Origin of the sequence: Neiella litorisoli, from assembly GCF_014773395.1 — a bacterium.
GTDB lineage: Bacteria > Pseudomonadota > Gammaproteobacteria > Enterobacterales > Neiellaceae > Neiella > Neiella litorisoli.
The window spans coordinates 121917-139062 of record NZ_JACXAF010000006.1; the positions used below are offsets into that span (position 1 = coordinate 121917).

9 protein-coding genes are annotated in these 17146 nt (G+C 48.5%); 6 read left to right on the forward strand and 3 right to left on the reverse strand.

What is annotated here, in order from left to right; translation table 11 throughout:
- Nucleotides 1–54 precede the first annotated feature (54 nt).
- Together IC617_RS18980 and IC617_RS06145 are read left to right on the forward strand one after the other, a co-directional pair.
- A complete protein-coding gene (locus IC617_RS18980) occupies nt 55–1464 on the forward strand; it encodes a family 43 glycosylhydrolase (RefSeq protein ID WP_191144107.1) in 1410 nt (469 codons plus the stop codon).
- Nucleotides 1465–1622: 158 nt separating this feature from the next.
- The gene (locus IC617_RS06145) at nt 1623–2861 is read left to right on the forward strand and encodes a glycoside hydrolase family 27 protein (RefSeq protein ID WP_191144108.1); all 1239 of its coding nucleotides are present in this window, start codon (nt 1623–1625) and stop codon (nt 2859–2861) included.
- 66 nt (nt 2862–2927) lie between these two features.
- On the opposite strand, the gene IC617_RS06150 is transcribed toward IC617_RS06145, so the two are convergent.
- Genes IC617_RS06150 through IC617_RS06160 form a run of 3 tightly spaced genes read right to left on the reverse strand, consistent with a single transcriptional unit; the run spans nt 2928 to nt 8440 of the window.
- The gene (locus tag IC617_RS06150) at nt 2928–5468 is read right to left on the reverse strand and encodes a glycoside hydrolase family 88 protein (RefSeq protein ID WP_224745834.1); all 2541 of its coding nucleotides are present in this window, start codon (nt 5466–5468) and stop codon (nt 2928–2930) included.
- 35 nt (nt 5469–5503) lie between these two features.
- Complete coding sequence (gene uxaC, locus IC617_RS06155; protein ID WP_191144109.1) at nt 5504–6949, reverse strand: glucuronate isomerase; 1446 nt, start codon at nt 6947–6949, stop codon at nt 5504–5506.
- Nucleotides 6950–7000: 51 nt separating this feature from the next.
- Nucleotides 7001–8440 carry a glycoside hydrolase family 28 protein gene (locus IC617_RS06160; RefSeq protein ID WP_191144110.1) on the reverse strand — a complete coding sequence of 480 codons (1440 nt, stop codon included), beginning with the start codon at nt 8438–8440 and terminating at the stop codon, nt 7001–7003.
- 649 nt (nt 8441–9089) lie between these two features.
- Between IC617_RS06160 and IC617_RS06165 the strand changes: the two genes are divergently transcribed.
- The 4 genes from IC617_RS06165 (at nt 9090) to IC617_RS06180 (ending at nt 17081) form a co-directional block, all read left to right on the forward strand.
- Nucleotides 9090–11732 (forward strand): TonB-dependent receptor, encoded by a 2643-nt coding sequence (locus IC617_RS06165; RefSeq protein WP_224745848.1) that lies wholly within the window; start codon nt 9090–9092, stop codon nt 11730–11732.
- A gap of 133 nt (nt 11733–11865) precedes the next feature.
- The gene (locus tag IC617_RS06170; protein ID WP_224745835.1) at nt 11866–12840 is read left to right on the forward strand and encodes a family 43 glycosylhydrolase; all 975 of its coding nucleotides are present in this window, start codon (nt 11866–11868) and stop codon (nt 12838–12840) included.
- Nucleotides 12841–12877: 37 nt separating this feature from the next.
- Nucleotides 12878–13816 carry a transporter substrate-binding domain-containing protein gene (locus IC617_RS06175; protein ID WP_224745836.1) on the forward strand — a complete coding sequence of 313 codons (939 nt, stop codon included), beginning with the start codon at nt 12878–12880 and terminating at the stop codon, nt 13814–13816.
- Between the two features lie 238 nt (nt 13817–14054).
- Nucleotides 14055–17081 (forward strand): TonB-dependent receptor, encoded by a 3027-nt coding sequence (locus IC617_RS06180; protein WP_191144112.1) that lies wholly within the window; start codon nt 14055–14057, stop codon nt 17079–17081.
- The last annotated feature ends 65 nt before the right edge of the window (nt 17082–17146 follow it).

Sequence of the window (17146 nt, forward strand, 5' to 3'; positions counted from 1 at the left end):
CGGTGTATCGCTTGATGCACCGGCTTTTTTATAACCAGAAAGACGGAAATAATAATGAACTATAAGATCTCTGGCCTTGCGTTAGCGGCCACGCTGGTCTCATCGGCGGCTTGCTATGCCGATGTTGCCAATGGTGTTTACACCATCACTTCAAAGTACTCGGGTAAATTGGCTGAAGTTGGCGCGGCAGCGTTAAACGACGGCGCTAATATCAACCAGTGGCCCGCCAATGGCCATGACACCCAGAAATGGATGATCACCCAACATGATTCCGGTTACTACTCCATCGTTAACCTCAACAGCGCGAAAGCCATGGAGGTTTATGATTGGAGTACTGATGATGGTGCAAATGTCGCGCAATGGGGCTACTGGGGCGGCGATAGCCAGCTGTGGGATATCAGCCAGCAAAGTGATGGTTCCTACGCCATTATCAACAAAAACAGTGGCAAGGCACTCGATCTGCTGAGCTGGGATACCGCTGATGGCGCCAACTTAGGGCAGTGGAGTTATTGGGGCGGTGATGCCCAGTTATGGCAACTCAACTTGATCCAGCAAGCCGGCAATAAACCGGTAGACACCTCAACCACCAACGGTGCCACCAATCACTGGCCGATCACCGGCAACTTGGTGACTCACGATCCAACCATTGCCTATGAAGATGGCATGTGGTGGGAATTCCAAACAGGCGACGGTATTTACGGCAAATACAGTCACGATGGTATTAACTGGGAAGGTGCTGCGGCAATTTTCCCCAATGGCTTGAGCTGGTGGGATGCCTACGTTCCGGGTCAGAACGGCATCGACGTTTGGGCGCCAGATGTTAAGTATTACAATGGCAGAACCTGGCTGTACTACTCCATTTCCACATTTGGCTCGCGCACCTCGGCAATTGGCTTGGCGTCGGCATCAAAAATCTCAGCCGGTGATTGGCAAGATCATGGCTTGGTGATCAACACCACTGACAGCGATAATTACAACGCCATCGATCCCGATTTGGTTATCGATGAAGACGGTAATCCTTGGCTGACTTTCGGCTCGTGGAACTCGGGTATTAAGCTGATGCGGCTGAACCCAATTACCATGAAGCCGATTGGTGAAATGTATTCTCTGGCAAGCCGCTCTGGCGGTATCGAAGCGCCAACCATTATTTATCGCCAAGGTTATTACTATCTGTTTGTCAGCATTGGTAAATGTTGTGCAGGCGTGGATAGTACCTATCAAATTGCCTATGGTCGTGCGACGAGTGTTACCGGGCCGTACTTAGATAAGAACGGTGTCGATATGATGAACTCAGGTGGCTCGATTCTCGATGCCGGCAGTGATGTTTGGGTTGGTCCGGGCGGACAGGATATTGCGAACACTGACGTGATTGCTCGTCACGCCTATGATGCGACCGATAATGGCACGCCTAAGTTGCTGATTAGTATCCTTAACTGGGACAGCTCTGGCTGGCCTCGATACTGATTGAAGCACCACCAAGTATTTCCAACCAAGCTTACATTCATTAGTTAGTAACGGCGCTTCGGCGCCGTTTTTTGTGGTTTGGACAAAGCCCTTGAAATATAAAATGTAACCGGTTACAGTTTTGTGTGAACGTTTACTTTAATAGAAGGATGATACCAATGCGGTTGCTTGGTTTGTTGTTGCTGTTGTTTGCATTTTCTCCATGGTCGTTCGCCAATAAATTTCCCGATTTGGCGTTGACGCCGCCGATGGGGTGGAACAGTTGGAATACCTTTGCTTGTGACATTGACGAAAAGCTGATCCGAGAAACGGCGGATATCATGGTCAGCTCGGGAATGCGTGATGCCGGCTATGTTTATTTGAATCTCGATGATTGTTGGCATGGCGAACGAGATGCCGATGGCTTTATTCACCCCGATCCGGATCGGTTTCCCTCTGGCATGAAGGCGCTTGCTGATTATGTTCACCAAAAGGGCTTGAAGCTGGGCATCTACTCTGATGCCGGCGACCAAACCTGTGGCGGTAAACCTGGCTCTAATGGTTATGAATACCAAGATGCCCTGCAATACGCCCGTTGGGGCATTGATTACCTCAAATACGATTGGTGCAATACTGAAAACCTTAGCGCTCATGGTGCCTATCGAACCATGCGCGATGCGCTTCGTCATGCCGGTCGACCGGTGGTCTTCAGCATGTGCGAATGGGGCGACAATCAGCCTTGGTTGTGGGCACAAGACGTCGGCCATTTGTGGCGCACCACAGGCGATATTATCAATTGCTGGGATTGTGAAGTAGACCATGGCACTTGGTCGTCTTGGGGGATCATGCGAATTCTCGACATGCAACAAGGTTTGCGCCAGTATGCCGGCCCAGGCCACTGGAACGACCCGGATATGATGGAAGTGGGCAACGGCATGAGCGCCGATGAAGATCGCGCCCATTTCTCTTTGTGGGCGATGCTCGCATCACCATTAATTGCTGGCAATGACTTGCGGCAAATGTCGCCCGAAACGCTGGCTATTCTGACGAATGCCGAGGTCATTGCTGTCAATCAGGATGAGCTGGGGGTGCAGGCATTTAAGTATAAAACCGAGGGCGAAATTGAATATTGGTTCAAGCCGTTGGCCAATAAATCCTGGGCATTTCTGATCCTTAACCGTGGCGATAAGGTTGCCGAAGCCGAATTTGATTTTCGTCAGGAAGTCGTTGTCGATCCGGACTTACCGCTAACGGGTAACAAGTATGCGGCCGGATTTGCTAATTCTCGCTACGCCATTCGCGACTTATGGCAACAACAAATGAAAGGCACTACCAAGACACCGCTAATTGTCACTGTACAGCCACATTCGGTTGCCATGTATCGATTAACCCGAATTGTTAACGATGAGCTTCACTAACCGATAAAACGACGAAAGCGGCCATTTGGCCGCTTTAATGGGGGGGCATGGTGTTACCAGAGGTAGTTAATGACTCATCATCTCGTGGACAGCGATGCCTGCGAGAATGAATGGGCCGTTTCCTTTCGGATCGTTACGCCAAATCGGTTCGCTCATGTAATAGCCGTAGGAGCCATCACGGCCAAAGCCAAGGCCTGCGACATAGCACTGATTGATCATGCTAATGGTGCCGTCTTGATGAACCAGCACAAACTCATCAATTAGCCCCTGATAGCCTTTCAAGGCAGCATCACGGTAACTGGCATCGATGTAGCCCTGATCAACGGCTGTGGCGAGAAAATAAACAAACATGGCTGAAGCCGATGATTCGCGGTAGTTGCCGGTTTGGCCTGCTTTATCCATCACTTGCCACCAAGTGCCGGTGGCCTGATCTTGATAAGCCACTAAGGCTTGCGCCAACTCTTTGCTGATTTGCAATAGTGGTTCGCGCAACTCAGTTTCAGATTCAGGAATAATGGCTAAGACATCAACCACCGCCATGGCGAACCAGCCAACGCCGCGGGCCCAGAATTCGGGCGATAATCCGGTTTGCGGATCGGCCCAAGACTGCTCTTTCTTTTCATCCCAGCCATGGCGATACAAACCGGTTTTCGGATCGCGAAGGTATTTGCGGGTGAGTTTGAACTCTTTGACGACTTCTTCAAAGCTGGCGCCGCCTTCAAACTGGTTACTGTAGGAGGCGAGAAATGGCATTCCCATGTAGACACCGTCCAACCAGAGTTGATTGGTGTACTTCTTCTTATGCCAAAAGGCACCTTCAGAAGTTTTGGGATGGTGCTCCAACTGCTGGCGCAGCACATCCGCAGCCAACTTGTATTTTTGCTCGCCAGTTTGCTTATACAAGGTCAACAACGCCATACCAGGGGCAACGTTGTCAATATTGAAGTTGGATTGCTTGTAACGACCAATAGTACCGTCATCTTGGATGAAGCTACCGGTGATTTTCTCGACCAACTGTTTGTGCGCGTCGTCGCCGGTGTAGTGACTCAGGCGGTTGAGCGACTCTGGATACAGGCCAATAATGTCGTATTCAAACTTTGGCAAGCGCTGACGGTGAACATCCCAGCCAGAATATTTGTAAATGTCACCTTTGCGCAGCAGTTCACTGTTGGCCAGCTTGGTACTCCAGCTCAGCGCTTGCTCTGCCGTCATTGGTGCTGACTTCGCGGCCTCAGAAAAGGCTGTGGTAATGCGGAGTCTGGCAGGTTGTGTTAAACGCTCTGCTTGCTGTTCCAAGTAGCTGATAAATGCTTGCTTGTCGCCAATGCCACTCTCTGGTTGCCACACGGCGCCAAAGTAATAGTGCAACTCTTTCGCTTTTGGCGCTTGCTCGGTAGGCTGACCTTTCGGGTTTACAATGGCCAGATAATTGTGCTCATAAGTGACAACTTCGCTCAAGTATTCCTTGCGGAATAAGGTCACCATTCCCAGCGGGCTGCCATCCAGGGCTTGCTTGCCCCAGCTGGCAATATAGGTATACGCCTTACCGGTTATGTCGACGTCACCGGTGATCAGTTCAGTGTTTTTGTGCTTCACCACGCCAATAGCCAGTTGCTCAACCGGTTGCGCCACGGTTAAGTCGACTTTTGCCAAATGACTGCCAGCTTGCATTGAGAACTTGGCGTTGACATCGAGTTCGCCAGCATCCGAGTTCCAGTTGTCGTAATCGATGGTGAAGCCTGAAAATAGCGGGCCATTGGCGACAATGGTTGCGGTCCGTTGGGCCACTTCGCTCGGCAATTGAATGTTGTCGCCTGTCCACAAGCCAAAGCCACCGGCGCCAACGGATTTACCAACTTTGAGAATGTCCATGCCCCAGTCTTGCAGGTGGTGGTAGGACTCGTAACCATCCTGACCGACTTTCTGCAAAATGGGTTGGTCGCTCAACTTGCCGAAGATATCGAAGCCATTGCGCCAATCGAGGTAAATTCGATAGCCAACTTTGTCCGATTCAATGCCTGGGCCTTCGTAACGAATCCAGTAGGAATGGTCGGTGTAATGGCTTGGTGGCGTTAATTCGGTGACATTGTTGAATTCGCCGCCGCTATATTCCTGATACTCGCTATCCGGGTAGCGGCTGTGCGGTTGCCACTGGCCACCGGTTTTAACCGAAATTTCGGCCTGAGTGCGAGCTGCAGGCGCGGGTTGTTGCTGGCCTGCTTCGGCTATGCTTAGGGTGACGACTTCGCTTGCGGCCAAGTCGACCATTGCCAACAGACCGTCGACGGTGCCGTCGAGGTTGTAATCAACCGGCTGTGAAGCGATGACCTGTTCGCCAGCGGTGACCTGCAATGCGGTATCGCTGCTGACTGCCAGATCATGATAGCTAATGTAAATCGGCTCGTCAGAACGGGCAAAACTTGATGGATTAGATACTTCAATGGTCGCTACCGCGACCGCTTTAGTCTCAACTGTGTCGATCGAGGCAGGGGCGTTGTCGGCTTGTTGCGGGTTGCCACAAGCCGTTAAACCAGCCACCGCGATGGCGCTTGCTGAGAAAATGGCAAAGCGAGCTTTGCCATTTAGTTTCATTGATTGTCGTTGCATGTGTTTGAACCTTAGTTCTACGCTATTCAAGACGCTCATTCGAAGTTATATGCTTTTTTCACTAAGCCGTAGGTTAGCTGGTAAGCGAGTTCTTTGGCGTCAGCAAGAGTAATTTGCTGATTCGTCACTAATTCTGCTAAGTAGCGACAATCGACGCGCCGAGCAACATCATGACGAGCCGGAATGGACAAGAATGCGCGGGTATCATCGTTAAAGCCAACGGTGTTATAAAAACCAGCAGTTTCAGTCGTTTGCTGACGGAATCGCAGCATACCTGCGGGGCTGTCATGGAACCACCAGGCCGGACCCAGCTTCAGACTTGGATAGTGACCTGCCAATGGCGCAAGCTCACGGCTATAGGTTGTTTCATCCAGCGTAAACAAGATGATCTTCAAGTCTGGGTTGTTGCCGTATTTTGACAACAGCGGCTTGAGCGCTGAGACATATTCGGTCGGCGATGGAATATCGGCACCTTTGTCGCGACCATAAACCTCAAACACTTTTTGGTTGTGGTTGCGGTATGCACCTGGGTGGATTTGCATCACTAAGCCATCTTCAATGCTCATTCCGGCTAATTCTGTCAGCATTTGACCGCGGAACAGTTCTTGCTCTTGCTCGGATGCCTGACCGGTGACGCATTTGGCGTACAGTGCCTGACATTCATCCAGTGGCAGATCGGCCGTTAGTGCGGTTGGGTGGCCGTGATCCGTCGCGGTCGCGCGACCATGCGTTTTGAAGTACAAACGACGCTGGCGAATTGCTTCGAGGTAGCCGTGCCAAGATGTCACGTCACAACCGGTCAACTCACCCAGCTTTTCAATGTTCTGAGTGAAGTCTTCGCGACTGGCGTCAACGACATCGTCGGGACGGAAGGTAGTGATCACGCGCTTTGCCCACGGCGTACCGGCTAGCTTCTTGTGCTCAGCCAAATCGTCAAGCGCACCTTCTGTTGTTGCGATGACTTCAATGTTAAAGCGGTCCATCAGGGCGTGGGTTGAAAACTCAGGCGAGGTCAGTTGACGGTTGATTTCATGGTAGTACTCTTCGGCGTTAGCTGGGCACAGACGCTCGGTGAAACCAAACACTTTCGAGAAGGTTGAATCAAGCCAATAGCCAGATGGCGTGCCGGCAAACAAGAAGTAGTTTTCGGCAAAAATTTTCCACACATCAAGCGGATCAACAGCATGTTCTGCTGCTGGGTCGGCTTGTTCGCCTTGTTGTGGAATACCGAGTGATTCCAATGGAATGCCTTGGCTATAGAGCATCCGGAATACGTAGTGATCCGGTTTGATCAGCAGATCAGTAGCATTGTTAAAGTTCTTATTGTCGCCGAACCAGCTCGGATCGGTGTGGCCATGGGGACTGACAATCGGAAGATCTTTAATGCCGTCGTAAAGCTCTTTTGCTACGCGAACTACATTGGAATCGCTGGAAAATAAGCGGTCTGGATGCATCGCAAGTTGAATCGGTGCGGCAGTCATGTTTTGTCCTATTTAAATTCTGCAAGTCACGTTGTCACTGTTGCCTTGGGGCTACAGTGATTGGGGATCAATCTTGATGCCGTTAACAGTGACGTTATTCATGGTTATATTTTTGATATTCTTGAAGATCGACGGGTTCTGAGCATTGCCAAAGTGGCAGTCGATAAAGTGAATATCTTCTATTGGTTTACGGGGGAAGCCTTGGAGATTGAAAGCGCGCAAGCTGATGTCGTTGCAGGTCATGTTTTCAATCACAATATCGCGTACGGTCGGATCGAATGAGCCGGCATCACCTTCTTCGTAGAAGAAATTAATGACCACGGCGGTTTTTACTGAACCAACGGTAATGTTTCGGTAACGCAGCCGCTCAATCAAGCCGCCACGAATGGAATTGGTTTTGATGCGAATGGCACGCTCAAGGTGAGGGCTGTCCATCTGGCAATTCTCGACATAGACGTTATTGACGCCACCTGAAATTTCGCTGCCGATCACCACACCACCATGGCCTTCTTTCATCTGACAGTTGGCAATGATGATGTTCTTACTTGGAATGCCGACGCGACGACCATCGGCGTTGCGGCCGGATTTAATGGCAATACAATCATCACCGGTATCGAACATACAGTCTTCAATTAGTACATGATCACAGCATTCAGGATCGCAGCCATCGCTGTTTGGGCCATGGCTAAGGAATTGAACGCCTTTCACCGAAACATGTTGGCAAAGTACCGGGTGAACCAACCAAAACGGCGAGTCTTTGAAGGTCACCCCTTCAACCAATACACGCTGGCATTCATAAGGCTGGAAGAAAGAAGGACGCAAGAACGAGCCTTCAGCATAAAGCCGCTGCTCTTGTGGCACATGGTTTTCAACGTCCTTCATCAGTTGCATTCGCGCTGGTGCTTGGTCCTGATCAGGAATGATGTCCCAGTGTGCTTCTTTGTGCGGGCCTTTCCACGGCCACCAGGTTTGGTTATCGCCGCTGCCATCAAATACACCGGAGCCGGTGACTGCAATGTTGTTTTGCTGATAGGCGTAAATCAGTGGCGAATAGCCCATGATTTCCATGCCTTCCCAGCGGGTATGAACGGCTGGCAAATAGCGTTTCGGTTCGGGAATGAATTTAACGCGGGCGCCTGCTTGCAGATGCAAGTTAACGTTTGATAACAGGTGGATCGGCCCAGTGTGGTAAAGTCCTGGCGCAACAACAACGCGGCCTCCGCCAGCCTGATGGCAGGCCTTAATCGCCTTGGCAAAGACTTCAGTGCAATCTTCGGGTTGTGGGCCTTGGAAGTAATCTGTCAGAGGAAAATCACGGTCAGGAAATTCTGGCAGTTGAATATTGGCGCGAATCTGCCTCGCGGTTTCCCAGTCGTCCACTAGCTTGCTCGGCGTCCGGTTGGTTGGAGAAGTAGAAAGACAGGCTGGAATACCGACCATAGCAGCACTGGCAAAACAGCCTTTTAATAATTCGCGTCGACTAAATTTCATAGTATTGGTCTTTGTTAGTTGATCTTCTGGCGCCAATTGTCGGTGTCAGTTGCTCCTTGCATACCCTTCTCGCTTAACCTTCGAAGTGATGTTGCCACCGGTGGCAGTTGCCAACAATATTTAGCCCTTATTAAAAATAGTGTCAACAGAATTTACACATATCCGGTTACTTTATGGTGATAAGTTGACGTGAGTAAAAATTTCTAAGGCGGTGCTTGATTGTCCAGTCGATGGCAAATAATGCGGCACTCGGAGCGCCCACGCAGTTGGGCCACAGTCAATCTGGTTGGACCAATTTTTTATGACGATGGCGCAAATTGTGATCAAGCGAATAGGTTTTATCGCTTGGCTAACAAAATTTTTACACTAGGCCACATTTTACACAACATGGGTGTTGACTTTCGTTCTTCTCGGCTTTTAACTGGCATTAACTGCTACCGGTGGCAATCGGGGTGAAGGTAAAAGTGCTACCGGTGGCAGGTGTTTTTAGTTAGTACCAATAAATTTAAATTAAATAATAACTCTGTCGCTCACCTCACTTGAGCAGACGAACCAGAAAAGTTAAGAGGAACGCACTGTGAAATACCAAAGTTTCAAAGTGAATAAGCTACTAAAATCAATGATTATTGGGGGATGTGTTGCCGCCTCCATGCCTGTTTTGGCAGCTGAACCAGCTACTGCAGAGGATGCAGCCTCTGGCGATGTCGAAATCATCCATGTTAAAGGTTTCCGAGGCTCCTTGAACAAAGCAATGTTCGAGAAGCGCGCATCAACCAACGTCAAAGACTCAATCATGAGTGAAGACATTGGTAAGTTTCCAGACCTGAACATTGCCGAATCACTCCAGCGTGTGCCTGGCGTGGCTATTTCTCGTGAAGGTGGTGAGGGTCGACAAATTACTCTCCGTGGTCTGAGCCCTTCATTTACTCGCTCAACCTTAAACGGTATGGAAGTCCCTTCTAGTACCGATGGTACCGACTCCGGTGGCGGTGTGAACAATGGTCGTGGTTTTGACTTCAACGTATTCGCATCGGAACTGTTCAACCGCGTTGACATCAATAAGTCGCCAACGGCGTCAATGGAAGAAGGTGGTATTGCCGGTACGGTTGACCTCTATTCCGCCAAACCGTTTGATAGCATGGGCTTCCACTTGGCCGCTTCTGGTCAACTGGGTTACAACGACCTGTCCGAAGAAAAAGATCCTCGTGTTTCTGCGATGATCAGCAATACCTTTATGGACGACACGGTTGGTGTTCTTCTTTCCGCGGCTTACTCTGAGCGTACTGTTCGTCAGGAAGGGTTTGGTACGGTTCGTTGGACCAACCCAGTTGCTGATGGTGGCGGTATCTACGCTGACACGTCAAACACGGTTGTTAACGGCACTCCTAATGTAGGTAACTGTGAGCATGACGGTGAAGCCGTTGATCCGGTCAACTGCTTGTGGACGCCGCGTTTGCCACGCCCTGACTTTTTCGGCAATGATCAGGATCGTTTTGGTTTCACCGGCGCACTTCAATATGCGCCAAGCGATGACGTCAAAATTACCTTCGATACTTTGTATTCGAAGCTTGAGAACAGCCGCACCATGTACAACATGTTCGAGATGTTCCGCAGCACCTTTGACGAGATCACGCCGGTTGAGCTGACCGTAGCTGATAACGGACGTCAGGTACTCGCGGGTACCTTTGATGGTGTTAAAAACCGTATTGAGAGCCGTAATCAGGAATCTAAAACTGATTTTAGTCAGTACGTGTTGTCGGGTGAGTTTGCCCTGACTGATACCCTTACCTTGAATGGTTTGCTCGGTACTGCAGAATCTGATGCCCGCTCTGAGCAATATCGTTACAACATGACGAACCAAACGGCACATCGTTTTGGTTTTGATTTTAGTAAAGACAAAAATGCACCTGAGCTGATTTATGATTATGACTACAACGATGCTAGCTCGTACGACTTGAAAGATGGCCGTCTGCGTGCAACTGATGTGCTGCGTGAGAACGACACTGCGAAGCTGGATCTGGACTACGCCGGTGATGAAGTTAACCTGAAAGTCGGTATTGCTTACAATGACCGTTCGGTTGACTACAAAGAAGAGCAAATCAACGGCTTCCCTGATCAAGCTTCTGCAGTCGGCTTCACTCGTGAATTCCCATACAGTGACTTTGGTACCGGTTTCGACGGTGGTAGCTTACCTAAATTCATCGTTGCGGACTTCGCTGCCATTAACGATCAATTGTTGGAAAAAGATTGGACTCAACGTACTGCGCAAAGCTGGAAAGTAAGTGAAGAGACTTATGCTGGTTATATCGAGTTAAATGGCGTCTTCACCTTTGCCGATATGGATTTGCGTACAAACTTCGGTATGCGTGTGGTTCGCACTGAAACTGAATCAACCGGTTACCTAGGCGATGAAAAAGTCTCGATTGATGGTGATTACACCAACTTCCTACCAGCGTTAAACTTGGCGTTGGATTTAACCGACGACATCGTCATTCGTAGTGCTTTGTCGACAACAATGACTCGCCCATCGTTGAGCTCGCTTAACCCGGGTAACCCACGCTTTGACTACATCAATGGTTCGGTCAACGTTGGCAACCCAGAACTTGAGCCGTTCGTGTCAAACAACTTTGATTTCGGCGTTGAGTGGTACTTTGATGAAGAATCAATGATTGCAGCGACCTTCTTCTACAAAGACATCCAAGACTACATCACCTCTGATAGTGTTGATAAGTTAGTGGATGAGGCATACCTGCCATTTATCTACGAAGATCCAAACTACGATCCACAAATCTCGTTGGATCCGGCTGAAGTACCATACACCCATAACACGCCAGTGAACTTGGATGAGCAAGACATCAACGGTTATGAGTTGGTGTATCAGCAGCACTTCTCGTTCCTGCCTGCGCCGTTTGATAACTTGGGTGCGCTAGCCAACTACACCAAAGTGTCATCGGGTAAAATTGAAGGCCTGTCAGAAGACTCGTACAACGCCACCGTTTACTACGAGACTGATGACTACGGTATCCGCGTTTCGATGAACAAGCGTGACGATTACATCACCGACTACACCGGTAGTAATGGTAACGCCGAGCACGGTACCACTGGCCCGACTCACGTTGACCTGTCAGCGTTTTACAACTTCAACGAGAACCTGACGTTCACCTTCGAAGGTATCAACCTGACTGATGAGCATGAGCGTCTGTTCACCACAGGTGAAGGTGACTTGAACCTGGTTCGTGAGTACAACCACACCGGTCGTCAGTACTTCCTAGGTGTCCGTTACGTGATGTAACGAAACAGACTCACCGCACTGCGTCTTTATCAGTGGCGCAGTGCAGTGTTTTTGGGGGCGGGCTTTGCTCGCCTTTCTTTCACTCAGTAATTTCGTTTAAGTATTCCGGAGTTATTTGATGTCGACCTTACGGATGACCTTTGTTGTTGCTCTCTCAACGCTATTGTCTAATGTGGCTTGGGCAGCAAATCCACTCAATTTCGGTAGTGATATTTTGACCGCAGACCCGTCAGGCCATGTTTGGCAAGACGGTCGTATGTATCTCTACACCTCCCATGATGAAAACTGCCAACTCGATTTTTGGATGAAAGATTGGCATGTGTTCTCGTCCGATGACCTGATCAACTGGGTCGATCATGGTGCGGTGTTGTCGGTAGACCAACTGAGCTGGGCTGACAATTACGCTTGGGCGCCAGATGCCGGCTATAAAAACGGCAAATACTATTTTGTATTCCCCGCTGGCACCGGTCATAAAGATCGGGCTAATCCAGAAAAAAGTACCAAATGGATGGGTATTGGCATTGCCGAAAGTGATTCGCCAACCGGTCCGTTTGTTGATGTGATTGGTGCTCCGCTATGGCGTGAGCCTTATGCCAATGATCCAAGTTTGTTCATCGATGATGATGGCCAAGCTTATTTGTATTTTCACGGCAAAGGATTTGATTATTACGTCATCAAAATGGCTGATGACATGAGAAGTACTGAAGGCGACTTTATTAAAATGGATATGGGCGGTTATGAGCCTAAAATGGAAGGTCCTTGGGTATTTAAAAGAAACGATATTTATTATTTCACCATGCCAGAAAATAATCGCGAACTGGCTTATTATACCGCTCCATCTCCTCTCGGCCCATGGCAATACCAAGGTGTATTTATGGAGTCAGAACATGATTCAAATAATCATCACTCGATTGTTCAATTTAAAGATGACTGGATCTTATTTTATCACCGCTGGCTAGAAACACCCGATGCCAATTGTGATGCGAGAAAGCGACAGCGACACAGTGCAGCAGAATATATATATTTCAATGACGATGGAACGATCAAAAAAGTTAATCGAACAGAACATGGAGTTGGTCAGAATTTAACTAAAAAAATCAGCAATTAGCTGAACTAATAATTATTATTAAATTAGGAGATGTAGCATGTTCTCTAAATTAGTCCGTCAGAAAGCTCATTACTCACCCACTATCAAATCTCCGTTATTGCTGCTGATATTGATGCTCAGCAGCATGCTGTCGTCAGCGGCGCTAGCGGCTGATACCAACCAAGTCACAATTAACAAACCTAGGCAAGGCAGCACTTACATGTTTGAGCTGATGAAGCTTGCTTTGTCTTACAGCTCACAGCCCTATGAATTCGTCGCCAATGCTGAGACTTTGAGTCGCCGAGCACAAACCGAAGCCGTGCGTAACGGTGATCTGGATGTCATGTGGGGCGGCACCTCAACACAAATGGAACAAGACTTCATCCCCGTGCGTATTGACGGGTACCGAGGGATGATGAGTTTGCGCTTTATGTTAATCCGCAAAGGTGACCAGCAACTATTTGATCAGGTTGATGATTATAATGACTTAAAGCGTTTAACCTTTGGTCAGGGGCGGACTTGGGCAGACCGAGATATTCTCGAGTCCGCAGGTTTAGATGTGGTCACGGCACCGAAAAAGGCCAGTTTATTTTTTATGTTAGATGGCGAACGGTTTGATGCCTTTCCCCGTGGTGCAACAGAAGCCTGGCGTGAAGCTGAACAATACTCTCATCTCGATATTACTGTTGAAAATGGTTTAATTATTTCCTACCCATTGCCTACTTACTTTTTTGTTAATAAGAAAAACTTAACATTGGCACGAGATATTGAGTCGGGGCTCGAAAAAATGCTAGTAGATGGCCGATTTGATGAGTTTTTTTATAATAATGATCGTATTCGACAATTCCTCACTCAAGCTGATTTAAATAACCGCCGCGTTATTCAACTTGATAATCCTTTATTACCTAAAAATACACCACTTCACCGAAAAGAATTGTGGTTATCTATTGAAGATTTAAAACGCGGAATGCGCCAGTATGGCGGCTATTCTGGTTAGCCTAAATATTGTTAACAATATTGATGGTGGGCAGTCTTAGGTTAAAAAATAGCCAATTTTATTCTTTGGTGATCACGATCGCATGATTAACATTCTTTTTTATTTATTTGATGTTGGTCATGCCGTTTTTAAGAAATTGTAAATATAATTTTTTCCAAATTGCCACCGGTGGCATTGTTCGGGTGGCAAATTTAATCAGATAATGACAATAAGCAGTAACGCAAAGGGGTCGATAAATATGAGGCGATGGAAGTTAAATGCCATCTCGGCTGCGCTTACCTTGGGATACGTAATGATCCCACATGCCATGGCGCAAGAAGAAGCTAAACAATCCGATGAGGAAGCCGTTGAGGTTATCCAGGTCAAAGGCATTCAGTACAGTGACCAACAAGCTCGTTTGATGGAACGAGAAAAAAGCCAGTTCAGCTCGGTGGTCTCGACCGATGATTTGGGTAACTTTGTTGATCAGAACGTTGCTGAGTCGCTGCGCCGCTTGCCTGGTGTGAGCCTACAACGCTCCGAGGGTGAGGGTAAATTCGTCAACGTCCGTGGTTTGGGGCCACAATTCGTTGCTGTCAATATGAACGGCGCCGAAATGGCTGGCGCGGGTGAAGATCGTAAAGTTGGGCTCGATGGTATCGCAGGCGATAGCTTGGGAGCGATTGAAGTATTTAAAACCCTAACGCCCGATATGAACTTGAACTCAATCGGTGGTGCGGTGAATGTGAAATCCATTTCCGCATACGACCGTGGCGGCAACAGCCTGAAGCTAAAAGTTCAGGATTCCTACAATGACTTGCGCGAAAAGCATTCGCCTAAGTTTACCTTAGATGGCACGCATTTATTTGCCGATGAAACCATTGGTATTGGTTTTGTTGCGTCGATGGAAGACCGCTATACCGCAGTCAACGAACAGCGCCATCACTCAACTAACACCTACCGCACCATTCGCCAATGGGATCCAAATGCCATTGATGAAGAGACCGGCGATCTCGGAGTTCAGGTTGGTGATGCCATCTTGGCTCCTTACCAGGTAGAGACTCGTCAGGAAGTGGCCGATCGTGAACGCGATACTGTTGGCTTAAACCTCGAGTTCCGCCCTAATGACGACAACTATTTCTACGTTAAAGGGAACTATGTTCGCTTTACTGACGAAGATGTTGCCTACCGTGAATACTATCGTTTTGATAAGGCGGATAAAGACAACGAAATTATGTTCGTTGATGCGGCCACCAAAGAGTTTGTCGTCACTGATGCCGAGCTGCAGCACCAGTACTTTATTCAGGAATCAGAGCAAAAGGTAAAAACCTTCAGCATTGGTGGTGAACACGTCTTTAATGATGTCTGGACCTTGGAATATGACTACTCCAAGTCGCGCTCCCGCGAAGACTCAGTCGATGATCGCCGTGTTCAATTCCGTGAACAAAACATCATTCTTTATGGCCAAGCCACCCAAGACGAAGTGTTCTATGAAGCACTGTCTCCAGAGGAAGTCATTGCTCAATATCCAACGGTTGATTTGGCAGGCTTCGGTAGCTACGACGGCGATGCTGCAAATCCGGATAACTGGGAATTCGACAACATGTTCCTCGAAGATTCGATTCGTCGTGATGAGATCGAAACCTTCAAAGCTGATTTAACTTACACCGTTGATAGTGATTGGTTGTATTACATCAAAGCCGGTTTTGCCATCAGCGAGCGGATGAATGAGCTGGATAAGAACCGTTGGAGTTTTGTGCCAACCACAGATGGTTGTACAGACACCTATGCTGCTGATTCAGCAGAACTAGCCGAGTGTTATAACGCCATTAAGATCTCACAGGATGAAGTGATCGCACCGGTTGCTGATGGCGGCCTTGGCTATTCCACCGGTATTCCGAAAAACAGCAACTTCCAGTACCCATTTGTAGATAAGAAAACGCTGGAATATCTGACCGGTTTGATTGGTCCAACTAAGTATGCAGTGACTGGCTATAGCGGTGACGATGATGTGGTGTCGTTCGAAAGCTCGGCGAACGATTACAAGCTGACCGAAGATGTCAACGAAGTGTACGTCATGGCAGAGTTTGAACTGCATGAAGACGTTACCTTGATCACTGGTGTTCGTTACGTTGATACCGAATTCTCCTCCAACGGTAACCTCGCGTTGAGCAACGATGAATTCGCAGTGGGTGAAGGCGAAGGTGCAGAGCTTGATGTGTTCGTACCAATGCCACAGGCCACTATCACCTACAGCGAGTACTTCCCAAGTGCTCACTTGCGTTGGGAAGCGGATGATGACTTGCTAGTGCGGGCGTCGATCTGGACTTCTTACACCCGTCCGACCTTTAAGCAAAACCGCGCTTATGCCCAGTTCAAGAATGACATTGAATTGTGTATGCCATCGACAGAAGAGGGCGTCGAGCCAGAGTGTTACACCGACAACGAGAACCTCGGTGCTTCTGCCATCGACTTGCAGGACTTTGTCCTCGGGCCGAACAACACGCTTGATTTAGGTAACCCGAACTTGGTGCCAATGACGGCCACCAACTTCGATGCCTCGATCAGCTGGTATGAGTCTGAAGATCTGTTTATCGAAGCGGCGATTTTCTACAAAGACATTGATGACTTCATTGTTGATGTTCAGGGTTATCCGGCCCGCCTTGATGAACTCCCAGTCACTCTGCCAGTTGGCCAGGTCACTGAATTCATTATTGCCGAAGACACTGAACTGCAAAACATCAACACCACCATTAACGGCGACTCTGCTTGGGTTTACGGTATGGAATTGAGCTACAACCAGTTCTTTGACTGGGGTGGTTTTGTCCAGAGTAACTTGACAGTACAGGACAGTGAAGCCGACTTGGATTCCAGTATTCGTGATGACAGTGTGCCTCTGCCGGATCAGGCCGATGTCATGGGGAACCTGACCGTTGGTTGGGAAAATGATGACTGGTCGTTCCGTTTGATTGGTAACTACCGCTCTAAGGTACTTGAGGAAATTGGCTCGTGCCCAGCGGAAGAACATCAATCCGAAGGTCTGTCATCTTGGGAAGCCTGTAAGTCTTGGACCGATAAGTACCACGATGAAATTAAGACACTCGACTTCAAAGCGAAGTGGAATGTTATCGACGGTATGTCCATTTACTTCGATGCCATCAATATCACCGAACATGACGACATTCGCTACTACAAGGGCAACGCCCTGACTGGCGGCAAAGTGCTCTCGCAACGCGAAGAGTACGGCCGTACTTATCAAGTAGGTGTGAACTACAAGTTCTACTAAGTGGTTGATATTCAGGATTTTGAGCGCTGTTTTGCCACCGGTAGAACAGCGCCTACAGGACAAAC